General features: G+C 53.1%; 19 protein-coding genes. 14 read left to right on the top strand and 5 right to left on the bottom strand.

Annotation, left to right across the window (positions count from 1 at the left end):
* Positions 1-73 precede the first annotated feature (73 nt).
* The 5 genes from ACQ66Q_RS18715 to ACQ66Q_RS18695 all read left to right on the top strand — a co-directional run bounded on the left by ACQ66Q_RS18715 (position 74) and on the right by ACQ66Q_RS18695 (position 4,035).
* The gene (locus tag ACQ66Q_RS18715; RefSeq protein ID WP_430458169.1) at positions 74-811 is read left to right on the top strand and encodes a sulfite exporter TauE/SafE family protein; all 738 of its coding nucleotides are present in this window, start codon (positions 74-76) and stop codon (positions 809-811) included.
* Between the two features lie 51 nt (positions 812-862).
* Positions 863-2,107, top strand: a complete 1,245-nt coding sequence (locus tag ACQ66Q_RS18710) for a low temperature requirement protein A (protein ID WP_430458168.1) — start codon at positions 863-865, stop codon at positions 2,105-2,107.
* Positions 2,104-3,063: a pirin family protein gene (locus ACQ66Q_RS18705; RefSeq protein ID WP_430458167.1), complete on the top strand. Its 960-nt coding sequence runs from the start codon at positions 2,104-2,106 to the stop codon at positions 3,061-3,063. Before ACQ66Q_RS18710 ends, ACQ66Q_RS18705 begins: the two co-directional genes overlap by 4 nt.
* A gap of 302 nt (positions 3,064-3,365) precedes the next feature.
* Positions 3,366-3,620, top strand: a complete 255-nt coding sequence (locus ACQ66Q_RS18700; protein WP_430458166.1) for a TIGR03643 family protein — start codon at positions 3,366-3,368, stop codon at positions 3,618-3,620.
* A gap of 73 nt (positions 3,621-3,693) precedes the next feature.
* Complete coding sequence (locus ACQ66Q_RS18695; protein WP_430458165.1) at positions 3,694-4,035, top strand: hypothetical protein; 342 nt, start codon at positions 3,694-3,696, stop codon at positions 4,033-4,035.
* A gap of 42 nt (positions 4,036-4,077) precedes the next feature.
* Here the strand turns inward: ACQ66Q_RS18695 and ACQ66Q_RS18690 are convergent, their stop codons facing one another.
* Together ACQ66Q_RS18690 and ACQ66Q_RS18685 are read right to left on the bottom strand one after the other, a co-directional pair.
* Positions 4,078-5,388, bottom strand: a complete 1,311-nt coding sequence (locus tag ACQ66Q_RS18690; RefSeq protein ID WP_430458164.1) for a methyl-accepting chemotaxis protein — start codon at positions 5,386-5,388, stop codon at positions 4,078-4,080.
* A gap of 229 nt (positions 5,389-5,617) precedes the next feature.
* On the bottom strand, positions 5,618-7,243 hold the full coding sequence (locus tag ACQ66Q_RS18685; protein WP_430458163.1) for a methyl-accepting chemotaxis protein: 1,626 nt from the start codon (positions 7,241-7,243) through the stop codon (positions 5,618-5,620).
* Positions 7,244-7,574: 331 nt separating this feature from the next.
* On the opposite strand from ACQ66Q_RS18685, the gene ACQ66Q_RS18680 reads away from it, so the two are divergent.
* The 3 genes from ACQ66Q_RS18680 (at position 7,575) to ACQ66Q_RS18670 (ending at position 9,974) form a co-directional block, all read left to right on the top strand.
* Positions 7,575-7,844, top strand: coding sequence for a DUF3081 family protein (locus ACQ66Q_RS18680; RefSeq protein ID WP_430458162.1), 270 nt, complete (start codon positions 7,575-7,577; stop codon positions 7,842-7,844).
* Between the two features lie 177 nt (positions 7,845-8,021).
* Positions 8,022-8,471 (top strand): OsmC family protein, encoded by a 450-nt coding sequence (locus ACQ66Q_RS18675; protein ID WP_430458161.1) that lies wholly within the window; start codon positions 8,022-8,024, stop codon positions 8,469-8,471.
* Between the two features lie 228 nt (positions 8,472-8,699).
* Positions 8,700-9,974: an NAD(P)/FAD-dependent oxidoreductase gene (locus ACQ66Q_RS18670; RefSeq protein ID WP_430458160.1), complete on the top strand. Its 1,275-nt coding sequence runs from the start codon at positions 8,700-8,702 to the stop codon at positions 9,972-9,974.
* Positions 9,975-10,034: 60 nt separating this feature from the next.
* Here ACQ66Q_RS18670 and ACQ66Q_RS18665 read toward each other — a convergent pair whose 3' ends face one another.
* Positions 10,035-10,433, bottom strand: a complete 399-nt coding sequence (locus ACQ66Q_RS18665; RefSeq protein ID WP_430458159.1) for a rhodanese-like domain-containing protein — start codon at positions 10,431-10,433, stop codon at positions 10,035-10,037.
* Positions 10,434-10,687: 254 nt separating this feature from the next.
* Between ACQ66Q_RS18665 and ACQ66Q_RS18660 the strand changes: the two genes are divergently transcribed.
* The 3 genes from ACQ66Q_RS18660 to tal all read left to right on the top strand — a co-directional run bounded on the left by ACQ66Q_RS18660 (position 10,688) and on the right by tal (position 13,485).
* Positions 10,688-11,515 (top strand): alpha/beta fold hydrolase, encoded by an 828-nt coding sequence (locus ACQ66Q_RS18660; protein ID WP_430458158.1) that lies wholly within the window; start codon positions 10,688-10,690, stop codon positions 11,513-11,515.
* Positions 11,516-11,518: 3 nt separating this feature from the next.
* On the top strand, positions 11,519-12,436 hold the full coding sequence (locus ACQ66Q_RS18655; protein ID WP_430458157.1) for a GGDEF domain-containing protein: 918 nt from the start codon (positions 11,519-11,521) through the stop codon (positions 12,434-12,436).
* 107 nt (positions 12,437-12,543) lie between these two features.
* On the top strand, positions 12,544-13,485 hold the full coding sequence (gene tal / locus ACQ66Q_RS18650) for a transaldolase (RefSeq protein ID WP_430458156.1): 942 nt from the start codon (positions 12,544-12,546) through the stop codon (positions 13,483-13,485).
* A 235-nt stretch (positions 13,486-13,720) separates the two neighbouring features.
* On the opposite strand, the gene ACQ66Q_RS18645 is transcribed toward tal, so the two are convergent.
* Positions 13,721-15,226: a tryptophan halogenase family protein gene (locus ACQ66Q_RS18645; RefSeq protein WP_430458155.1), complete on the bottom strand. Its 1,506-nt coding sequence runs from the start codon at positions 15,224-15,226 to the stop codon at positions 13,721-13,723.
* Between the two features lie 125 nt (positions 15,227-15,351).
* Positions 15,352-18,705, bottom strand: coding sequence for a TonB-dependent receptor (locus ACQ66Q_RS18640; protein WP_430458154.1), 3,354 nt, complete (start codon positions 18,703-18,705; stop codon positions 15,352-15,354).
* A gap of 116 nt (positions 18,706-18,821) precedes the next feature.
* Here ACQ66Q_RS18640 and ACQ66Q_RS18635 point away from each other — a divergent pair, with 116 nt between their 5' ends.
* From ACQ66Q_RS18635 to ACQ66Q_RS18625, 3 genes are all read left to right on the top strand, one after another.
* Positions 18,822-19,031 carry a hypothetical protein gene (locus ACQ66Q_RS18635; RefSeq protein ID WP_430458153.1) on the top strand — a complete coding sequence of 70 codons (210 nt, stop codon included), beginning with the start codon at positions 18,822-18,824 and terminating at the stop codon, positions 19,029-19,031.
* A 93-nt stretch (positions 19,032-19,124) separates the two neighbouring features.
* The gene (gene galB / locus ACQ66Q_RS18630) at positions 19,125-21,890 is read left to right on the top strand and encodes a beta-galactosidase GalB (RefSeq protein WP_430458152.1); all 2,766 of its coding nucleotides are present in this window, start codon (positions 19,125-19,127) and stop codon (positions 21,888-21,890) included.
* Positions 21,883-22,863, top strand: a complete 981-nt coding sequence (locus tag ACQ66Q_RS18625) for a nucleoside hydrolase (RefSeq protein ID WP_430458151.1) — start codon at positions 21,883-21,885, stop codon at positions 22,861-22,863. The genes galB and ACQ66Q_RS18625 overlap by 8 nt, the downstream gene beginning before the upstream one ends.
* Positions 22,864-22,874 lie beyond the last annotated feature (11 nt).

Here is a 22,874-nt window from a genome sequence, read left to right as displayed (position 1 = left end):
CCTCAGGCAATGCGTTAGGATAAGCAGCACTGAACGCCGGAACTGCCGGTAGTCGCAAAACGGAGTAATAACGATGGATCTGTGGCAATGGCTGACGCTGGCAGGTGCGGTGATGCTGTCCGGCATCTCAAAAACCAGCTTTGCCGGCAGTTTGGGGCTTTTAGCCATGCCGTTGTTATTACTGGCTTTTCCGGCTGACCGGGCATTGGCACTGCTATTGCCGGTGCTGATCTTATGCGATGCATTTACGTTGCAAAGTAGCTGGAATAAGTGGGATTTGACTGCCCTGCGGTTTTTATTGTTGCCGGCCATTATCGGCATCGTCGCGGCCAGCTTTGTATTATTGCTGGTGACTATCCAGCAATTACAGCTGTTTATCGGTATCGGTGCGACCTTGTTCGCCCTGCGTTATTTTTATGGCAATGCCGATTTACGCCTGTTTGCCGGCGCCAAAGCCGGCATCAGCCTGGGCTTTATCAGTGGCGTCAGCTCAACGCTGCTGCACGCCGGTGGCCCGCCGTTGTCCCTACACTTATTGGCCCGCCAACTGCCGCCGGTCAGCTATATCGCCACCAGTGCAGTCTTTTTTGCCGTGTTGAATCTGCTGAAAGTACCGGCTTACTGGCTGACCGGTCAGTTTGACCCGGCCGATATTCTGCGTGTTCTGTACTGCACGCCGCTGGCATTTATCGCCGTGCGGGCTGGCGTCTGGGTGCAGCGCAACCTGCCACAACAGTATTTTATCCGCTTGTTATATTTGCTGTTATTACTGAGTGGCCTGGCGATCACCGCCGGGGCATTAAAGTCTTAAACCGGGCCTGCGGGGCCTTAAAATTCTTTTGCTGTGACCAAGGAAGTGCCGATGCAAACACAATGGCTAAATAAATACTGGAGTCAGGGGATCCGCGCGATGCCACCGCGGGATGTACATGAACATCACCGCGCCTCGACGCCATTAGAACTGTTGTTTGACCTGGTGGCAGTGATTGCCATCGCCGCTGCCGCCGGCGAGTTGCATCATGCTGTTGCGCATGGTCATGCGCTTGAGGGCGCCGGCAAATTTGTGCTGGCATTCTTTGCCATCTGGTGGGCCTGGATGAACTTCAGCTGGTTCGCCTCGGCCTATGACAATGATGATGCGATTTTCCGCGTGCTAACGATGGGCCTGATGATGGGGTCATTGACCATGTCAGCCGGTATCGCGCCGTTTTTCCAGCAGGGAGATCTGCAGCTGATAGTGCTGGGCTTTGTCTGGATGCGGCTCTGTATGGTGTTGCTGTGGCTGCGCGCGTCCCGCCATCATCCGGCGCTGCGTCGCACCACATTGACCTATGCGCTGGGGCTTGTGCTGGTGCAGTGTTATTGGGTCGGCCTGATGTTGGCGCAACCGCTGTCTTTACCGGTGTTATTGTTGCTTTTTGCCTTTGGCGCCGTGCTGGAACTGGCGGTGCCTGCGATCGCTGAACGTCAGGGTATTACGCCGTGGCACCGCCACCATATGATGGAACGCTATGGTTTGCTAAACCTGATCGTGCTTGGTGAAACCTTATTAGCTGGCTCTGTTGCGATTAGTCAGCTGCAACAGCTGGCGCAAAGTACAAGTGGCTTCTTACCGCTGCTGACGCTGGGCCTGGTGCCGCTGCTGGCGATGATCCTGCTGTTTTGTTTGTGGTGGCTGTATTTCTCCCGCGAAGAACATTTGCAGCAACAAAATCTGCGGATGGCGCTGACCTGGGGCTATGGTCATCTGCTGATTTATGCCGCAGGTGCTGCAGTCGGCGCCGGCATTGCCGTACAGGTTGACCTGCTGACTGGTAAAGCGCACATCAGCAATGTTATCGCCACAGGCGCTGTGGCATTGCCGGTCGCCTTATACCTGTTTGGCCTCTGGCTGGTGCGCGACCGTTTTGTATTTCGTGGTGCCAGCCGTTATTTACTGCTTGGCTTTGCCGTTGCATTGCCCCCCATCAGCCTGTTCGCTACCGGGTTTGGCCCGATTGCCGGGCTGCTGTGCATTACCCTTTGCACGCTGCTGGCCGTCTTGTTACGGAGCAGCCACGCCTGTTGTCAGGCCCATCATTTATCAGTCAGCGGAGTAGAACAATGAGTAACTTAACCCCAATGAATTCAGGTAACTATGCAGGTAACTATGCAGGTAACTATGCAGGTGAATATTCTGGCGACTGCACTGAAGAGCCAGGCTGTGGCGCTATTTTAAAAGTCATCCGGCCAAGGGAAAAAGACTTGGGTGGTTTTTCCGTACGCCGGTTGTTGCCAGTCGCCGGCCAGCAGATGGTCGGGCCCTGGATTTTCTTTGATCACATGGGACCGGCATTTTTTCCGGCGGGCTCTGGCATCAATGTGCGGCCACACCCGCATATCAATCTGGCGACTGTGACTTACCTGTTCGAAGGTGAAATTCTGCACCGCGATTCACTCGGCAGCCTGCAGCCAATAGTCCCCGGCGATATCAATCTGATGGTGGCAGGTAAAGGCATTGTGCATTCCGAGCGGGAAAGACCGGAAGTGACCGCAGTGGACCATCAGCTGCATGGCCTGCAACTGTGGCTGGTGTTACCGGAAGCCGACGAAGAAACAGAACCGGCGTTTTATCATTACCCGAGTGCACAGATCCCGACGGTCAGCGTTAACGGCGTATCGGTCAGGGTCATTATGGGTAGTGCTTATGGCCAGACCTCGCGAGTGAAACAATTTGCCCAGACGCTGTATATCGAAGCCCACCTCAAAGCCGGCCAGTGTCTGGCGCTGCCACAAGCAGCGGAGCGCGCGCTGTATGTCGCCAGTGGCCAAATTCAGCTGCGTGACGATCAGATTGACCAATACGAGATGGCAGTTTTAGATGCCAACACCATTGTGACCATTCATGCCAAAACCGACAGCCGCATAGCGCTGATTGGTGGTGAAGCGATGGCAAAACGCTTTATCGAATGGAATTTTGTCTCCAGCAAACGCGAGCGCATCGACCAGGCTAAGGCTGACTGGCAACAAGGCAATTTCCCGACCGTGCCAGGCGATGAAACCGAGTTTATTCCGTTGCCGTAATAGCGTCAGGGCTGTGCAGCATTTGGTGAAGGTTTTGCGCCAATTGTGGAAATTCGGTTCAGATTGTCTGAAGCCGTGACGGGTATCACGGTGCAATTTGCAAGCTCATTGCACCCTACCCCAACAAAGACAAACGTAGGGTGGGTAGAGCAAAGCGAAACCCATCGGTTGTCGAGCAACGGTTGTCGCACAACGGTTGTCGCACAACGGTTGTCGCACAATGGTGCAGCTAAAGCCCGCAATTGGTCCAACCCAGTCGCTGCTGCGTACACAGCGCACAAGTCACCAACTAGCATTCGCCGATGCCAACAGAATTCAGCCCCGCCGACTTATCCCGCATTATCGAAATGGCGTGGGAAGATCGCACGCCGTTTGAGGCAATAGAACAGTTATATGGCCTGAATCAGCACCAGCTGATCAAGCTGATGCGAAAAGAATTGAACGCCGGCAGTTTCCGCTTATGGCGCGCCCGCACCAGTGGCCGCAGCACTAAACACCTGGCACTGCGCTCACCGGAGATCAACCGCGGCTATTGCCCAAGCCAATACAAACGCTAAGCGCCCCCTCGCAGCCGGTGCTATAAATCGGCTACTATTGGCCAATGTTTCTGTCGTCCATAGGCAAGCTCCTATGCGTAACATCATCTGCTTGATTCTGCTTCCCCTGTTGCTGCTGTCCGGTTTTGCTCTGCAGGCCAATACTGAGGATCAATGGAGTGAGGAGCGCTGTGCGCAGCTCAGCCAGTCAGACCCCGCCGCTCAGCAACTACGGCAACAACATTGCGCTGAGACTGTAGCAGCACCGGCCAATGTTATGCCGGTGCAACTGGATGTCCAGTTGGACAAGCCAGCCGCTGTAACCGAGGCGCCTGTACCTGTGCAACGGGTGCAGCACAACAGCACGCTGGAGACGCTCGGCAGTGCGATGTTGCTGGTCTTAGTTGGTTTTTGGTTGTGGATGGGGCGCAAATAACTGCACCCCATCGGTGAGATTTTTAAGTAAAAGACCTCGACATCAACGTTGTGCAGCCGGCGTCAAATTGGCAATAGTCGACGCAACCGTATTGGCAACCGATTCAATTTTTTCCTGCGAATCATAGGCTTCATTGACTAACGTTAAGCCGTTTCCGGAAAAACTACTGGCATTTTTCATTCTGTCGAGCACGTCATGTGTCAGCTTCATATTGCGTTCGACGACTCGCTCAATCTCGATAGTCGATGCGCTGGTCCGCGCGGCCAGATTCCGCACTTCGTCGGCAACAACGGCAAAACCTCGCCCTTGATCCCCTGCCCGGGCCGCTTCAATGGCCGCATTAAGCGCTAGTAAATTCGTTTGTTCAGCGATGGACCGAATCGTGGTGACAATTGCAGAAATCGCTTTAGATTCAGTATCAAGTTGCGCGATTGAGCCAAAAGCGTGCTGCACCTCTGACGAAATCGATTCTGAATTCTGTAAGACCGATTGCAACAGCATTTTGCTTTGTTCTGCCACAGACACTGTTTGTTTTGACGACTGCAACGCCATATTCGCGACTTTTTGCACATCTTGTTCATGGGTTACTTTGTCGCTGATGTTGCTGGCAAACTTAATGACCTTCACGACTCGGCCATTTTCGTCAAAGATCGGATTGTAAGTCGCTTCCAGCCAAATGGTTTGACCGGCTTTGTTGACTCTTTCAAAACGGCCGCTCTTAAACTGGCCACTGGCCAGTTCAGCCCAAAACTTCGCATTGTGCGCCAGGTCAGCGGTGGTGCAGAACATGCGATGATGCTGGCCGACGATTTCCTGTAGCTTGTATTGCACGGTGTGCAGAAAGTTACTGTTGGCGCGGACAATAGTGCCGTCTGGTTGAAACTCGATCACCGCCAGAGATTTATCAAGGGCATTGATGATGGCTTGTTGATCTTCTGCCTGACGATATTCCTCAGTTACATCTGAGGCAAATTTCACCACCCAGCGCACCTTGCCATGCTCTTTGACGGTGAAGTAATTTGCTTTCAACATGATGGCTTGCCCATCTTTTTTATATCTGGTGAAGGTACCAGGCTGCGCGATGCCCCGGCCAAGCTGGCGCCAGAATTGGCTGTACTCTGCTTTACTGACATCAGCCGCGGCACAAAACACCCGGTGATGCTGGCCCAGCAATTCATCGCGGGAGTAGCCAAGCATGGTTAAAAACAACGGATTGGCATCAACGAACTGGCCATCCGGCGTAAAAACACACATCGGAGCTTCCTGGTGAACGGCGCTAAAAAACAAATCCTCAAGAGTTGCTGAAGGGGCTTCGACCTGTTGTTTCTGACGACCAAATATGTTGCGAAACATAGGACTACCTCACCGGAATAAGTTGTATCAGTAGAAAGTTGTTCAATGCATCCCCAAAACAACTTCACAGTATTAGATTATTCGCTTAAAAAAGGGGCTCCATCCCGGAGCCCCGGTCACGACTACATCGACTTCCTTCGGCCCCCCAGCTTCCGGTCGGTGATGTATCAGCGAACGCATTAACAGCAGGCGGCCAAATTGGCAGGCAGCCACCTGATGCGGTATTCAGTTAGACGATAAAGCGCACGACCAGACCGTTGAGGTCCACCGCCAGGCGCGACAAGTCATGCGCGGCCGCGCTGGTTTCATGCGCGCCAGCTGCGCTTTGTGTCGCTAAATCACTGATATTAATGATGTTGCGATCTACTTCGCGCGCCGCTTTCGATTGTTGTTCCGCGGCGCTGGCAATAATATGGTTGCTGTCACTGATCCGGCTGATTTGCTGGGCAATCATGTCCAAGGCATCACCCGCCTTGTTCGCCTGGTCTAAAGCCAGCTCAGCTTTGTCCCGGCTATGTTGCATCGAAGCAACGGCAGCCTGAGTACCGCCACGAATGTTCTGGACCATCAGTTCGATTTCTTTGGTCGAACTTTGGGTGCGATGCGCCAGCGCCCGCACTTCATCTGCAACCACAGCAAAGCCCCGTCCGGCGTCACCAGCCCGCGCCGCTTCAATCGCTGCGTTCAGTGCCAGTAAGTTAGTTTGTTCAGCAATAGCCCGGATCACATCCAGCACTTTGCCGATATGCTGCGACTGCTCAGCCAGTTCGCCAACCAGGCCGGCACTAATCGCCATATCTTTGTTGATATCTTTGATGGCCGTGACTGTCTGTGCGACTTGTTGTTTGCTGACTTGTGTATTGTGAGCAGACTGGGTCGACGCTTCGGAAGTTGCCATGGCCGTCTGTGCGACTTCATCCACCGCTGCACTCATTTCAGTAATGGCTGCAACCGCTTGCTGGATCTCATCATTTTGCTGCGTCATCCCGGCAGCAGCGCTGTCGGTTACGGTATTGAGTTCTTCTGATGCGGACGCCAGCGTTTGCGACGACGCCGCAATATGCCGGATGGTTTCGCGCAGGTTTTGCTGCATGGTCCGCATCGATTCGGCCAGTTCTGCTATCTCATCTTTGCCGCTGACTTCAATCGATTGGGTTAAATCACCGCCGGCGACTTTCTGCGCCAGACGTAACGCCCGCCGCACCGGGATCACAATACTGCGGCTCAGCACCACAGATGCAACGGCCGCCATCACTACACTCACCAGGACAATGCCAATAACATAACTCCAGCTGTGGCCATAGCTTTCTTCTGACAATTCGGCCTGCTCCGTGGCGTGCTTGGTGATCATCTCATTTAGCTGCAAAAGTGCTTTGGCCATGTCATTGGCGGCATCAGCCAAACTGGTGTTCGCCAATGTGGTCGCTTCCTGATGACGGTTAGCGTCCACTAGGGTCGCAACCTCAGATTTCAGCTGGCTGTAGCGTAAAAAAGCGCTGCCGAACTGGTCATAACTTGCTTGTTCACCATCAATGGAAATCAACGGCTCATAAAGCTGGCGGGCATCTGCGATATGCTGATTGATTTCTTTAATTGTATCTTTGGCAACCTGCAGCTCACTGTCGTTCTGCGCAATAAGTAAGCGCAACGTAAAAACCCGCATCCGCATCACATTCAGATTCAATGCGGCCAGATGTTCCAGACTTGGAATAGTTACTTTATCTATTGTTTCGGTGATTTTGTGCATCGAGTTCATGCTGTATAGGGCAAATGCGCCCTGAATCAACAACAAGATCCCGAGAAAAGCAAAACCTATCGTGAGTCGCACACTTATCCTGAAATTTTGTAACTGCATGACTTCAACCTCGTTTGGGGGGAACGAATTTCACTGGATCGTTGCTGATCGCTGACTGACAATATAGGGGACAGTTGAGACACTAGCAACATTTGAGACATTGTTAAATCGTTTAAGCTGGGCTATCAATCATTAAATTTGGCAGCTTTTTTGTACGACAAGGACATTTGAGACAACACTACGAAGAGAAATTCTGGTAAAACAAAATCTGGGTGACTTGCATCTGACTATCCATTGTCTGCGTAATCTGAACACTGGCAGGGCGATCTCTGCCGGGTGCACTAAGATGATTAGTCTCAGTTACGGAAACACTAGTTCGGGAATGCTGGAAATGCAAAATTTGATCGACGCAAAACTCTTAATGAAAGTTTTTAGCAAAATTGAACAGCAGGGTGAACCGGCTGAAACACCGGTCGGCAACGGTTTTGCCCTTGCCGGCATGCAAATCGCCACTGGTTTTGACGGCTACGATTTGTATTTTTTTGCTGATGGCGTCAGCCTCACTTTGGGGTTTCACCAGAAGTATCATATTGATGCCGCCAATGAGCAGCAAATCGATGCGTTTATCCAGCGCTTAAAACAGATCGATAGCCGCTACTGACCCATCGCGGCACTGCGCTTGTTGCTGCAAGCACCGGGTCATCCGGCGCCTCACATACATATTCCTCAGCCATAACTTTGTGCCAGCGCAAAAAACCAGCGCCTTTGCGCAGTTACACTGTCGTCACAGACTACACTGTGACCTGCAGTGTACCGACTCATCATGCGGAGATTTCTGATGGCAGATCCAGCTCAATTCAGCGTCCAACTTCGGCTGTTGGACGGTTACAAATTCGAAATCGACTTTGGCGATGCCGGTCAGCTGTTCAGCGATGAACCCGCGCCGCTTGGTGAGGGTACCGGGCCGAATCCTTCACGCTTATTGGCTGCAGCTGTGGCGAATTGTCTGGCCGCCAGCCTGCTATTTTCAGTACGTAAATTTAAAGAAGATCCGGGACCGGTCACTGCCGAAGTTCGCGGCGAGCTGGAGCGACAAGATGGTCGCTTGCGGATCAGTAAACTGCAGGTAGACCTGCAACTAGGTCACAACGCCGTTGAGATCCCACATCTGGAGCGCGCACTCAGTCAGTTTGAAAACTTCTGCGTCGTCACTCAAAGTGTGCGCCAGGGCATAGAAGTCAGTGTCCAGGTGCTGGATAGTGATGGGCAGCTGGTGCATCAGGGCTGAAGCGGACCCGGACACAGTCAGCAACAGACCGGCCCTGAAAAGCCCGATAGATGGCTAACAGACAGTAATTAAATCGTTATATACAATTTTAGAATAAGCATATTCCATTTATTGATTTATGCCCAATCACAGTCTATGTTGAATTATATTAGATATTACTAATTAAAATGAATCAGTGCCGCCCAGACAGTAAAGTGGCAGGTGCTCAGCCATCCAGTGAGGGTAGATATGAAAAGAACTGTGGTCGTAGGTGCCGGTTTAGGCGGTATGTCTGTGGTGTATGAGCTGCGCGAAAAGCTGCCAAAAGATCATGAAGTCATGCTGATCGGCGAAAGTAACGAGTTCCATTTTATTCCCTCAAACCCCTGGGTCGCTTTAGGCGAAAGAACTCGCGATCAGGTGATTCTGGACCTGACTCCTTATGTGAAGAAATACAAAATCCCGTTTAACGGTACTGGTGTCAGCCACATCGACAGCACCACACAACAACTGACCACCGGCGATGGCCAGCAATATACCTATGATTATCTGGTGCTATGTACCGGACCACGTCTGGCCTTTGAAACCGTGCCGGGCGCCGGACCAGAGCATGGTTTTACTCAGTCGATTTGTACAGTCGACCATGCGGTGAAAGCTTATGAAACCTATCAGCAATTACTGAAAAATCCAGGCCCTGTGCTAGTCGGTGCCATGCAAGGCGCCAGCTGCTTCGGCCCGGCCTACGAATATGTACTGACGCTGGAACATCTACTACGTAAGCAGAAGATCCGTGACCGCATCCCTATCACTTTTGTTACTTCTGAGCCCTACATCGGCCACATGGGGCTCGGTGGTGTTGGCGACTCCAAAGCACTGATGGAACATGAATTCCGCGACCGAGGCATCAAGTGGGTATGTAATGCCCGCGTCAAAGAATTTACTGACGGTATGGCGCATGTTGAGGAACTTAATCGCAAAGGCGAAGTGGATTTTAACCACGAATTGCCCTTCCATTTAGCGATGTTCCTGCCCTCATTTAAAGGATCTGAAGCCGTTGCGGCAGTGCCAGACTTGTGCAATCCAAAAGGTTTTGTCATCACCAACGAATTCCAGCAAAGCCCACAACACCCAGCGATTTTTGCTGCCGGCGTTTGTGTCGCATTGCCGCCACTGGAACAAACGCCGGTGCCGGTCGGCGTCCCCAAAACCGGCTTTATGATTGAGTCGATGACCACAGCCATCGTTGAAAATATTCTGAGCCTGGAACAAGGCGAAGTAATGAAAACCCGCCCTACCCTGAATGCGATTTGTCTGGCCGATATGGGCGATAAAGGTGCTGCTTTTGTTGCCTTGCCGCAAAACCCGCCACGCAACGTCAACTGGACGTCGATGGGTAAATGGGTCCATGTGGCCAAAGTGGCGTTTGAAAAGTACTTCATGTACAAGGTCAAACACGGCACCAGTGAACCGATTTATGAAAAGTATGTATTGGGTGCCGTTGGGATCCACCGCACCAAAGAATAAGGTTCGCCGCCTTAAAAACGATAAGCCCGCAACTGAGGGCTTATTGTTAACAAGACAAACTCAGACTTCCACCGGCAATCCGGCGTCCAACCAGGCCTGAAAGCCGCCGGCGACTGAGTAGACTTGGGCAAACCCCATCTGTTGCAGGCTGAATGCGGCGAGAGCAGAACGGGCGCCTGATCGGCAGATCAGGTAAACCGGACGCTGTGCCAGCTCAGTCAATGCCTGCAGCGGTTCGCAGTGGGCTGCGACCGCCGGGTGCTGGTGAATTTTCATTTCCAGCACGCCGCGCGGGTAATTCACGGCGCGATCGACCCGGCCTTGCTGAAATTCATCAGGCTCCCGCACATCAATCAGGATGGTCTGATGGTCAGCCAAAAGTGCCGACAGCTGCTGCACTGATACTTCTTTTATCTGTGCACGGGCTTCTGTCACGAGTTGTTGCGATGATTTGATCATGATGGTTCCCAGAGTCAATCAATGAAAGAGCAGATATTGATGCTCACTTGTTATCAGCATCCTATATTAGACATGCCTAAAATAAAAGAACCCGGAGGTATTTTGGCTAATATACGCTGAAACAACCTTGTTGCCATCTGACGGGTAAAACAACTGCCGGGCAAGGGCGGCTGAAAATACTTCATCGATTTAGCGTTAAATCACATATAATTCTAAATCAATCAATATGTTAATTAATAGTAACCAGGGCGAATATGCTGACAAACAGTGATGTAGTTTCCAGAAATAATGTCACGATCACCGGCACTGGGGATCAGGTCTTGCTGTTAGCGCATGGCTTTGGCTGTAATCAGCAGATGTGGCGTTTTTTGTTGCCGTTACTGAGCCCGCATTTTCGTATCGTGCTGTTTGATTATGTCGGCTCCGGTGCGTCTGACATGCAAGCCTACAATAAACAACGCTACGCCACCTTAGATGGGTATGCGATTGATATTATTGAAATTTGTACAGCGCTGAATTTAGAAAACGTCATTTTGTGCGGCCACTCGGTCAGCAGCATTATCGGCTTATTGGCAGCACAGAAAATCCCGCAGCGGATCCGGGCGCAAATTATGATCTGCCCTTCCCCCTGTTTCCTCAATTTGCCGCCGCATTACCAAGGCGGTTTCGCCGAAGCTGATCTGCAGGAACTGATGGATTTAATGGATAAAAATTACATCGGCTGGGCCCAGTATCTGGCACCTTTGGTCATCGGCGATCCGGATGCGGGGCAATATAGCGCAGAGTTATCTGACAGCTTTTGCAGTACCAATCCGGTGACGGCGAAAAATTTTGCCAAAGCGACGTTTTTTTCCGACTACCGGTCTTTGTTGCCTTTGAATCAACATCCTGTACTGTTGTTGCAAAGTGAGCGGGACGCACTGGCTTCGTTATTTATCGGCGAATACATGCAGGCACACATGCCACAAAGTGAACTAAAAGTAATTGAAGCAAAAGGACATTGCCTGCATATGACCCATCCTCGACAGGTAGCGGATCAGATCCATGCATTTTTACCACGACTCACTCCGACAATGGAATAAACCATGGATCCGGTGTTTACGCCCGATGTCTTTCCCTGTGGCTGCCTCGTCACCACGCTTTCAGAGCAAGTGATCCTGCGGGCGAACCCGTATTTTTATCAGGAATGCCAGCAAACCCCAAAAGCAAAGCAGCGGCTCAGTGATGTGCTGACTCCGGCATCAAAAATCGTGTTAGAAAGTTTTGTCATGCCGATGCTGTTGAACCTGGGACATTGTGAGGAAATCCAGCTGACCATTCAGAGCAACAGCGGCGAGCGTTTGCCGGTGTTAGTTAATGCCCATGTTCAGCACGGAGATGAGCCGCTGATCTTCTGGGTGATTAACAGCGCCAAACAACGTGACAAGCTCTATCAGGAACTGGTCGATCTGAGAAATGCGCTGGAAGAAAAAGCCGAGCGTTTGGAGTTATTGTCGCAGACCGACGAACTCACCGGTCTGCTCAATCGCCGCGCCTTTATCAGCCGGGCACAACTACTGCTGAAGCAGGCGGACCGACATCAACAAACCTGCTCGTTTCTGTTGCTTGATATTGACCATTTTAAGCAAATCAATGATCTGCACGGTCATGCCTGTGGTGATGCCGTGTTACGCCAACTCGGTCAGCTGTTGCAGACCAATTGCCGTGAACATGATGTGCTGGCTCGCATTGGCGGCGAAGAGTTTGCCATCATTTGCATGGATAGCCCCAGCGACTCCGCAGCTGCTTTTGCCGAAAAGCTGCTGATGCTGGTCAGTCAGCAACCAATAGAAGGTATTGCGGTGACCGTCAGTATTGGGGTCGCAACCGCCGGACAACTGTCTTTTGAGCAACTCTATAAACAAGCAGATTTATTATTATACGAAGCCAAACATGCCGGCCGTAACCGGCTTGAGGCTGCCTTGTATCCAGCGAACCCATCACGATTGAATCCTGATATCTGAGCCGACCCGCGAAAAAACATAAACCGGCGATCAAAATGCGCCAGTGTCAGCCGCGTGGGTAGTTTGTACTGTGGTCGCAGTATTTCTTACCCGCGATGAGCACTTTGATGAACCAACTTGAACAACTCCGCAGCTTAACAACGGTCGTGGCTGATACCGGCGATATTGCCGCGATCCAACAGCTGCAGCCGACTGAAGCCACCACCAACCCGTCGTTAATCCTGCAAGCCAGCCAGCTCCCGCAGTACCAGTCGTTGTTACTGGACGCCTACCGCGCCCATCCGGACTCACTGGCAGCCATTTCTGAACAGGTCACGGTCAATTTTGGCGCCGAGATCCTCCAACATATTCCAGGTCGGGTTTCGACCGAAATCGACGCGCGGCTGTCGTTTGACCGTGCCGCCAGCGTGGCAAAAGCACAAAGCATTATTGCGCGTTACGCTGCCAAAGGCATTGATAAATCACGGGTGCTGATCAAACTTGCCGCCACCTGGCAAGGGATCCAGGCGGCAGCTGAACTGGAACAACAAGGCATCGCCTGTAACCTGACGCTGGTGTTTTCACTGGCGCAGGCGAAAGCCTGCGCCGATGCGAAGGTCACACTGATTTCGCCTTTTGTTGGCCGTATTCTGGATTGGTATAAAAAACAACAGCCTGCAGCCGACTTTAGCGGGGCAGCGGATCCGGGTGTGCAGTCAGTCCGGCAGATTTATCAGCATTACAAAAGCCATGCCATCCGCACCGTGGTGATGGGCGCCAGCTTTCGTAATATCGACCAGATCCGCCAACTAGCCGGCTGTGACCTGCTGACGATTGCACCGGATTTACTGAATCAGCTGCAGGCTTCAGACGCTCTGCTGCCCCGCCAGCTACAGCCTGATGTCGCGCCGCCAGCCACACCAACGCAGCCGCTGACTGAAGCTGAATTCCTTTGGCAACTGAATGAAGATGCTATGGCCTGTGAAAAACTGGCCGAAGGCATCCGCAAATTCGCGGTGGATCAGCACAAACTAGAACTGTTGCTGCAACAGCTGCAGCAACAACTCTGAGTGAAAACCCGGTGAGGTTTGGTAGTAAAGTTTGATGGTGCAATTCGCGTCGCTCATTGCACCCTACGCTTTGGTTGATCTGGCGTAGGGTATGTAGAGCGCAGCGAAACACATCGGTTACCGCGTAATGGGTGTCGCACACTGGGTGTCACACACCGGTTACCGCGTAACGGTTACCGCGTAACGGTTACCGCGTAACGGTTATCGCGTAACGGGACTGCCTCACGGGCGGGCATCAACTGCGGCCGGCTTTGCAGTGTTCGTTGATAAACTGTTGATGAGACGGCATATAATCGACCGACTTACGGATCACCTGACGAATGCTGTCGAGCCGGCCCTGCACCTCCTGCTCACTGAACATATCCACCAACGGGTGATAACCGTCCGGCACTATGCCCTGACCATACATCACTTCAAACCAGCTTAAGTCGCTGAACATTTCGTTGTTGTGGCGAAAGATCCGGCCTGACGCCCGGAACTGCTGCAACTTCTGCGTGAGCTCAGCCGGCACCGCCATCGTCCGGCAGTACTGCCAGAATGGTGAGTCATTCCGTTGGGTCGCGTGATAATGCAGGATCAGAAAATCGCGGATCCGCTCATAGTCAAAAGCCATTTGGCGGTTAAATTCGTCTATATCGGCCTGCGAAAAGCCCTGCTGTGGAAAAAAGCTGAACATCTTGGCAATAGTGGCCTGGATCAGATGCAAACTGGTCGACTCCAGTGGTTCCATAAAACCACCGGACAGCCCAACCGCCAATACATTGTTTTTCCAAAACTGTTTCCGTTTCCCCGTGACGAAACGGATCTCACGCGGCTCAGCCAGCGCGGCACCATCGAGGTTTTGCAGCAAAATCGCGGTGGCTTCATCCGACGACATAAATTTGCTGGAAAATACATGGCCATTACCGATGCGATGCTGCAATGGAATGCGCCATTGCCAGCCGGCACTGTGCGCAGTAGCGCGGGTATAGGGCAAAGGTTCACCGGCACTGGCACAAGGCACCGCGATAGCCCGGTCGCACGGCAGCCAGTGTGACCAGTCGTCGTAACCAGTTTTTAATGCCTGCTCAATCAGTACGCCGCGAAAACCCGAACAATCAATAAAAAAATCAGCGTCATGCACAGTACCATCGGTCAGCTGTAATCCGCGAACAAAACCATTGTCATGTTGCAACACCTGCTCTACCTGACCTTCAGTACGCCGCACTCCCCAGCCTTCGGCCAGTTCGCGCAGATAGCGGGCAAACAACCCAGCATCAAAATGAAAGGCATAAGCGATATTGGAAAGCGGCGAATGGCCGGCATCGATGGAGCGCATAAAACGCTGCTCATTGCAGGCCAGTGAACTTAAGGTGTATTCATCAAGCGGCGCGGCCTTACCGAGCGCCCGCATTTTCAGCCAATAGTGGTAAAACTGGATCCCTTCCATGTTTTTACCGACCTCACCAAAAGCGTGATAATAGCGACTGCCGATTTCCGACCAATTCACAAACTCGATACCGAGCTTAAAAGTAGCCTGGGTGCGGCGCATAAACTCGTTTTCGTCGAGGCCAATTAAGTCGTTGTACAACATGATTTGCGGAATAGTGGCTTCGCCAACACCGACAGTGCCAATGTCATCAGATTCAATCAGCTGGATCTCGCAATAGCGATTTTTAAGCACTTTGCCTAAAGCTGCGGCCGTCATCCAGCCGGCTGAGCCGCCACCTAATATAATGATTTTTTTAATTTTATTGATCATAACAACCCTGGGGACTGTTGCTCCGGTGCAATTCACTGCGCTTATTGCACCCTACACAACTTCTGGTTGTGTAGGGTGGGTAGAGCGAAGTGAAACCCACCACTCGCCCTACCACAACGCACCAATCAGAAATTGGCCCGCATCACCAGCGCAATACGCCGATCTGAGACAAACCAGGACCGCCCGGCTGTTAAGCCAGCATCATTGAGCATCATCAGCGTTTCCGACTGCGAATTGGTGATGTTGGTGGCCTGCAAACCGACACTGATATTGTCGAAGTTGTAAAACACCGAGCCGTCCAGCTGACCGTGGTCGTCATACCACAACGGCGCTTTACTGATCACATCACGGGTGGTCAGCAGATACTTCGAACGCCAGTTGTAAGCAAGCCGCGCACTCCAGCCATTTTTCTCGTACATACCAACAATGTTAAAAGTTTTATCCGATTGGCCCTGCAGCGGTACGTTCGCCATGTTGACGCGGATACCGGTATCGGTGAAGTCATCACCGAGCCAGCTCTCATCTTCGACATCGACCTGATTATTCGGTACACCACCGGCGTCGATGTAGGTAAAACTTGCCTGTAAACCTAAACCGTTAAAGGGTTCAGGCAACTGGTCAAAAAATTGCTGATAGGCCAGTTCCAGACCGTCCATTTCGCCTTCACCGCCATTGATGGTGGTTGATACCAACGAGGTTTGGTTGGCGCCTGTGCTCGGATTCGTCACATTCTGCGCAAATGCACCCTGAATGAAGTAATTCGACAGATCTTTGTGGAACAGTGTCGCACTGAGCTGGCCCACATCGGCGAAATACCATTCGATCGATGCGTCATACTGCAATGATTCCATCGGCTGCAGATAAGGGTTGCCGCCACTACCAGTCCAGGCGGGTACATAAGCCCGGGTGACCATGTTGTCTTGCGGCAGCGGCGGGTTAGCCGGATCTATAACCAGAATTGGCCGTTCCGTTTGCACCGGTTCACTGCCCAGCGTCAGCCGGTTTTGCACGTCGCCCATATCCGGCAGCGCGATGGCTTTAGAGATGGCGAAACGCGTAATGAGTTCGTCGGTCAACTCGACTTTGAGGTTAAAGCTTGGCAACCAGGTCTTGTACTTGGATTCAGCAGTTAAACGGTCTTCAGCATCGTTGCCATAGGCCCGGTCCGCATCTGGCAGGTAGTTCACCGCATCGCCAATCCAGCGGTTTTCCGGCGCTTTTAAGGCGTCTTCAACCGAGGCATATTTGCCGGCACTTAACTGCTGATTGACCCAAGTCAGCACTTTATCTTTGGTCAGTTGCTGATTGCGCAAGCCTTCCGGCGGCAGGAAATCCGGTAGCAAGTCCGGGAATGTCACAAAACCATTGGCCTCGCGATCCAGTTCAACATATCGAATACCAAAGTTCCCGGCGTAGCGCATCGAACCGGCATCGCCTTCAAAATTAAAGCGGGCATAAACCGCTTTGTTGGTTTCCGTGGTGTCATTCACTTCACCCGGTGTGAAAATGCCATATTGCGCATCAACATTGCTGCGCTGTGGATAAGGCGTCCAGTTGCCGCCCGCCGACTTAAATGGCTGGCGTGCCGGATTGGCTCCCATGATCGAGCGCACATAAGCCTCTGTCATGTGGATAGTTTGATTACCCGGAATATTGGCGATACCGCCGCCATGAAAGTCGGACCAATCGACCATTTCATAATCTTTGGCATCCAGCGGGATTTTATCCAGCCAGCCGGCCGGCGCGGCACCTGAATATTCCGGCGCTAATGCCCCCCAGTTCCAGCTGGTCGACCGCACGGTTTGTTCCCGTTTGGCATAACGTAAACCGGCTTGCATCGAAGTCAGAATACCGAGATTATCCAGTTCATAACTGGCATCCAGCCGGGTTGCCACCGAATCGCCTTCTGAGCGTTCATAGTGGTCCATCGCGCTGCGCAAGAAATAGGATGTCGGGTCCTGGAAGTAGTTTTTATCACCATTTGCATCGCCGCTAAACCCCGGGTAGCCGGTGGCAAAAGCAGCCGGATTGGCATCACGATGACCAAACCAGGGTTCCAGTAACGTCATCGTCGGCGTCGAACCTGACACATCGTATTGCTGACCAGCAAAAGCGGCGGTATGCACCACGACGTCGTCGTCCTGCGTATCGGCTTCCACCCACTGCACGTCGCCGGTCAGTTTCAGTTTTTCAGTCACTTTCCACTGCAGGTTCAACGACATATCTTCAACCAGTGTGTTGGTATCCTTGATGCGGCTGTCAAACTGCGTGACATAACCAAACTGATTGCGGGCATTGGTGCCCCAGCCACGGGCGACCCGGTCGACGTTGCCGTCGGCGGCGCGCCAGCCATCGACACCCTGCACGATACTGCCAGACTCAAACAATCCTTGTTCATCAAACTCAAATTGAGTACCGGCAAGTGGCCGCGAGCGCCGGCCGGCGATATTGTAATAACCGCCCTGATATTTCACTGCCTGTTCATGCCAGGATAACCGGGCGTCCGAGCGGATATACTGCAGCGTACCTAACAAAGTTTCGTCTTTGTTTTGCCACTGTAGCGCACTGGAAAAACCGGTGCGCTCGCGGTCATCAAATTTTTGCAGCAGGTTGGCAGCGTTTGGCATCCAGACGGTGCCTTTATTGTCGGCACCGGCAAAAGCTTCAGCGCCGGCCAGGGTATTGGCTAAAAACGGCACATAAGCATCGGACTGGATGCCATGCGATTTGCCATAAAGCTGGGAATGGGCGGCGTTAAACAGGTAACCAATTTCGCCGCCGCTGTCTAATTCAAACCGGTCACTGAACAGACCGGACATGGTCGGGCTGCCTTTTTCTGCCAAGTCGCCATAAGACCAGTCGCCGCTGATCGCAAACACCCGGCCGTCGGAATCAAAGGGTTTGCGCGTGCGCAAACTGACAGTGCCGCCAATGCCGCCCTCAATCATATCGGCCGTTTGGTTTTTAAAGATATCAACGCCGCCCATCAGTTCAGGCGATACGTCCTGAAACGACAAACCGCGGCCTGAGTTGGCCGTAAATGAATCGCGACCGTTAAATTCACTGCGGGTTTGTGTCATGCCACGGATAATGGCGCCACTGCCTTCGACGCTGAAATGGTCCGGATCATCCGGGCCGGCAAAACGCTCGACCGAAACCCCCGGCACACGTTGGATAGCCTCCAACACGCTACGATCCGGCAGCACTCCGATATCTTCTGCCGAAATACCATCAATGATCGTGTCCGCCAGCCGTTTGATATTTTGTGCGCTTTGTAAATTGGCACGGGTGCCCTTGACTTCAATCACTTCGACGCTGGCTTCGTCTTTGGTCTTTTTACTGTCGGCTGGCGCGGCTTGCTGCGCATAAGCGCCAACCGACCACCCCAGCATCGCCATCGCCAGCACCGAGCGTTTAAACGCCGGTCGTTGTGAAGCAGACCGCTGTGCAGTCTGCTGGTATAAATCGCCTTTCCTCATCGCTTGTGTCTCCGCACTTATTCTTGTTTTTTTGCCAGTGCGAAAAATTCGGGGACAGCCCAATCCCGACACACAATCGCCTGACTCATTGATATCGCAGCAGTTTCTGGTGTGTTATGTATCGTTCATCTCCATCAGATCCGACATTGTTAACACCAGCGCTGGCCGATCTGATATTGCGGGGCGATGACAAAGCGGTCAAACCAAGTGGCAAAAAACGCAAAAGAGAAAACATAAAACGCACGGGGTTGTTGCTGAGCGAAAAAACGGGAGGCGCAAAAAAGACCAAGATCCAGCCAATCGCTGAGCAATGTTGTATCCGGTAAAAAAACATAAGCGTCAAATCAGCAATGATGCTGGCTGCGATGTCCGTTGATGCCTTAAAACAGCATGGTGGTCATTGATACAGGAGTTCAGCGATGCGGGTCATGTTTAACGGTTTCATTCTGCTGCTGGTTTGCAGTTTGGCTTGCTGTGTCAGCGACACAACACCGTCAACGCCGGCGCTACTGACTGAACGTATTCTGCTGGACCAACAATGGCGTTTTTTTAAATATGCCGATGCCAGTCAGGCCGATGCCCTGATTTACGACGTACGTCCGCCCCTGTTGGATGATGAAGACGGCAAAGCCGCCGACGCCGAGCCTGATGCTAAAATAGTGCTCACCGCCCGCCCCGATCAGCAAATATTGAAACCCTGGATCCTGCCGGGGGCGAACCCATTTATTGCCGATCCCACCGCAAGGCACCAACGCCCGGCCGGCCCGTCACCAGGCCAATCGTTTCCGTTTGTGCAAAGTAGTTTTGATGATAGCCAGTGGCAGCAAGTCCGCTTGCCACATGACTGGGCCATCAGCGGGCCTTTTTTGACCGGCGATGATGCTGCAGTCGGCGGAGGAATGGGACGTTTACCTAGCCCGGGAGTTGCCTGGTACCGCCGCCAGCTAGAGTTCAGCGCGGCGGATGCCGACCGACAGCTCTATCTGGAAGTCGAAGGGGCGATGTCTTATGCCATGGTCTGGCTGAACGGTCAGTTAGTCGGCGGTTGGCCTTATGGTTATGCATCCTGGCGCCTCGACTTAACCCCATATGTCCGGTTCGATGGGCCGAATCAACTGGCGATCCGGCTGGACAATCCGCCGGCGTCGTCACGCTGGTATCCAGGCGGTGGCTTGTATCGGCCGGTCTGGCTGGTGAAAACACCCAAACTGAGTTTTAGTCAGTGGGGACAGACCATTACCGCAATGCCACACCAGGCTCGCAACGGCAGGGCTGACAGCAATATTCAGCTGCAGACCCGGCTTAGCAACCAGAGCACAAGTCCGCAGCAAGCGGAACTGCGCGTTCACATTTATGCCCTGGAGCAAGGCCAGCCCGGCAGCGAAGTGCTGGCCCGTTTGCCGCTGACGAAAACTCAGGTGCCGGCTGGTGGCGAGATAACCCTCAGTAGTGCAGTCTTATTAAAGCAGGCCAAACTGTGGGGACCTCGCCCCAGTCAACAACCGCATATGTATCTGGCGGTTAGCGAAATTTGGCAAAACAATCAGTTAGTTGATCGGCAACAGCAACGCTTTGGCATCCGGGATCTGCAGTTTGACGCGGCAGCTGGCCTCAAGGTCAACGGCGAAAAAATCTATCTGCAGGGCGCTAACCAGCATCATGACCTGGGTGCACTTGGCGCTGCTTTTCATCCCGCCGCCGCCAGACGCCAGTTGTTGCTGCTACGCGAGATGGGCGTCAATGCGATCCGGCTGGCGCACAATCCGCCGGCACCGGCTTTACTGGACCTGACCGACGAACTGGGTTTCTTAGTGATCAACGAAATCTTTGATGCCTGGCAACGGAAAAAAACACCACTGGATTTCCATCTGATTTTTGATGACTGGTCCGAAGCCGACCTGCGCGCGTTGATCCGGCGTGACCGTCATCATCCATCCGTGATCGCCTGGAGTGTTGGCAACGAAGTTGGTGAGCAATATACCGGAGAAGCAGGGGCGGTGGTCGCGCGAAGGCTGCATAAGATCGCCAAATCTGAAGATCCGTCGCGCCCCACTGCTGCCGCTTTTAACTATGCCAAACCCGATATGCCCATCAGCGCGGTGATGGATTTGGTCAGCCTGAATTATCAGGGCGAAGGCATTCGCAATGCACCGGCCTATCAGCATTTAGCCGGTATTCGTACCAGCCCGCAGTATCCGGCATTTCGCCGGGCATTCCCGCACAAACTCATGCTCAGCAGTGAAAATGCAGCAGCGGTCAGCTCCCGCGGCGAGTATCTGTTCCCGCTGGCCGCTGGCAACAGTGCTCCGGTTGCCGATGGCGCCGGCGGGGATCCACATAGCCAGCAGGTCAGTAGCTATGAAATCTACACAGCCCCTTTTGGCTCTTCCGCCGACAAAGTACTGGCGTCACTGGCGGCCCATCCGGAAGTTGCCGGTGGCTTTGTCTGGAGTGGCTGGGATTATCTGGGCGAACCCACGCCTTATTATGGCGCCCGCAGTTCGTATTTTGGCGCCATTGATTTAGCAGGTTTTAAAAAGGACCGATTTTATCTGTATCAGGCAGCCTGGCGGCCGGATCTGCCGATGGTGCATATTCTGCCGCACTGGAATTGGCCGGACCGGCTAGGTCAAATCACGCCGGTTCACGTCTTCACCAGCGGCGATGCCGCCGAATTGTTTATCAATGGCAACAGTCAGGGTCTGAAGCAGAAAAAGCCCGGCGAATACCGTATACGCTGGGATCAGGTGCGCTATGAACCCGGCCGGCTCAAAGTTGTGGCTTATAAAAATGGTCAGGTCTGGGCAGAACAACAAATCGCTACCACCGGCGCACCTTGCCGGCTGACGTTACAGACCGAGCAGCCTGAACCGGCGGCCTTACTGTTCGTCACTATTCGGGTAGAAGACTGTGCAGGCCAGCTGGTCCCAACCGCTAAACTGCCGTTTCAGATCGATCTGCCCGGTGCGACTGATGCGGAGTTATTAGCCACTGATAATGGCGATCCGACCGATTTCACACCTTTCCCGGCCAGCGCCCGCAATACGTTTAATGGCCTGGGACTGGCGATTATCAGACCGGCGGCGGGTTCTGCTGTCACCCATATCACTGTCAGCTCCCCGGGTCTTATCCCGGCGCAGCTGACATGGCCTGCACGTCCGGCAAAGGAGCAGCACCTTGATTAAATCGTGCACCGGCCCCCTGAAATGGGCAGTCCTGCTCGCCAGCTTGTTCATCTGCAGCGCAGTCGCTGATCCAGCCCGTTACCGTGTCATTGTCGATAATGATTTTGGTGGCGATCCGGACGGACTCTACCAATTGGTCCATCAACTGTTATCTTCTGCGACTGAAGTTCGGGCCATTATTGCATCTCAGCATTATCCAACAGGTTTTTATGGAGCTCCCGGTGATACGGCTTATAGCCTGACGCGACTGCCGCCGCTGCTGGCGTCGCTACCTGCCGCGATCAAGCGCCCGAAAATCTTCCCCGGTCAGGCCAGCAACGCCAATGAAGCAGGTGCTGCTGCGACTTTTATTATTCAGGAAGCTTTGCGCGAAGATGATAGCAGGCCTTTATTCGTGCTGGCCGGTGCGGGGCTAACCACTATGGCCGCGGCACTGCGTCAGCAGCCGGATATCGCTAATCGGCTAACGCTGATTTGGATTGGTGGCGCCGAAGATCCGGCGCTGGCAATGCCACCTCCTGGCGTGCAGGGTCTTGAATACAACCTCGGTATCGATCCAGCTGCCGCCAATCTGGTGTTTTCGCAGCAGAACCTGGCGATCTGGCAGGTGCCGCGCAATGCCTACCGGCAAACTCTGGTCTCTAACGCTGAACTGGCCGCCCTGCAATCTCGCCCGGCTGTTGATATGTGGCGGCAGATCCAGACCATCCAGCAAAAAGAACAAGGCCGGCTCGGTGAAACTTATGCGCTGGGGGATAGTCCGCTGGTGCTGCTGAGCGCCCTGCAAAGTGGCTGGCAACCTGATGCGTCGTCCAGCCACTACGTGCTGCGTCAGACAGTTGGTTTTGATGCCATGGGCAAGCCGGTAGAAGCGAAACGGGTTACGCCGGTCCGGCTGTATCATCAGCTCGACACTAGGCTGATGCTGGCAGACTTTTTTGCCAAAATGCGGAGACTGGAGGCTTCAGACTGACAGCCATTTAG

Source organism: Rheinheimera sp. (assembly GCF_965283995.1).
Taxonomy (GTDB): domain Bacteria; phylum Pseudomonadota; class Gammaproteobacteria; order Enterobacterales; family Alteromonadaceae; genus Pararheinheimera.
Note: the sequence above shows the minus strand (reverse complement) of the source record. Positions and strands in the feature narration are given on the sequence as shown.

What these genes read in the sequence shown, in the direction of transcription:
- ACQ66Q_RS18710 (WP_430458168.1), top strand. Translation starts at nt 863, where the DNA reads ATGCAAACACAATGGCTAAATAAATACTGGAGTCAGGGGATCCGCGCG.
- ACQ66Q_RS18645 (WP_430458155.1), bottom strand. Translation starts at nt 15,226, where the DNA reads ATGATCAATAAAATTAAAAAAATCATTATATTAGGTGGCGGCTCAGCC.
- ACQ66Q_RS18635 (WP_430458153.1), top strand. Translation starts at nt 18,822, where the DNA reads ATGTATCGTTCATCTCCATCAGATCCGACATTGTTAACACCAGCGCTG.
- ACQ66Q_RS18660 (WP_430458158.1), top strand. Translation starts at nt 10,688, where the DNA reads ATGCTGACAAACAGTGATGTAGTTTCCAGAAATAATGTCACGATCACC.
- ACQ66Q_RS18665 (WP_430458159.1), bottom strand. Translation starts at nt 10,433, where the DNA reads ATGATCAAATCATCGCAACAACTCGTGACAGAAGCCCGTGCACAGATA.
- ACQ66Q_RS18685 (WP_430458163.1), bottom strand. Translation starts at nt 7,243, where the DNA reads ATGCAGTTACAAAATTTCAGGATAAGTGTGCGACTCACGATAGGTTTT.
- ACQ66Q_RS18680 (WP_430458162.1), top strand. Translation starts at nt 7,575, where the DNA reads ATGCAAAATTTGATCGACGCAAAACTCTTAATGAAAGTTTTTAGCAAA.
- ACQ66Q_RS18675 (WP_430458161.1), top strand. Translation starts at nt 8,022, where the DNA reads ATGGCAGATCCAGCTCAATTCAGCGTCCAACTTCGGCTGTTGGACGGT.
- tal (WP_430458156.1), top strand. Translation starts at nt 12,544, where the DNA reads ATGAACCAACTTGAACAACTCCGCAGCTTAACAACGGTCGTGGCTGAT.
- ACQ66Q_RS18640 (WP_430458154.1), bottom strand. Translation starts at nt 18,705, where the DNA reads ATGAGGAAAGGCGATTTATACCAGCAGACTGCACAGCGGTCTGCTTCA.
- ACQ66Q_RS18690 (WP_430458164.1), bottom strand. Translation starts at nt 5,388, where the DNA reads ATGTTTCGCAACATATTTGGTCGTCAGAAACAACAGGTCGAAGCCCCT.
- ACQ66Q_RS18670 (WP_430458160.1), top strand. Translation starts at nt 8,700, where the DNA reads ATGAAAAGAACTGTGGTCGTAGGTGCCGGTTTAGGCGGTATGTCTGTG.
- ACQ66Q_RS18705 (WP_430458167.1), top strand. Translation starts at nt 2,104, where the DNA reads ATGAGTAACTTAACCCCAATGAATTCAGGTAACTATGCAGGTAACTAT.
- ACQ66Q_RS18655 (WP_430458157.1), top strand. Translation starts at nt 11,519, where the DNA reads ATGGATCCGGTGTTTACGCCCGATGTCTTTCCCTGTGGCTGCCTCGTC.
- ACQ66Q_RS18715 (WP_430458169.1), top strand. Translation starts at nt 74, where the DNA reads ATGGATCTGTGGCAATGGCTGACGCTGGCAGGTGCGGTGATGCTGTCC.
- ACQ66Q_RS18700 (WP_430458166.1), top strand. Translation starts at nt 3,366, where the DNA reads ATGCCAACAGAATTCAGCCCCGCCGACTTATCCCGCATTATCGAAATG.
- ACQ66Q_RS18695 (WP_430458165.1), top strand. Translation starts at nt 3,694, where the DNA reads ATGCGTAACATCATCTGCTTGATTCTGCTTCCCCTGTTGCTGCTGTCC.
- galB (WP_430458152.1), top strand. Translation starts at nt 19,125, where the DNA reads ATGCGGGTCATGTTTAACGGTTTCATTCTGCTGCTGGTTTGCAGTTTG.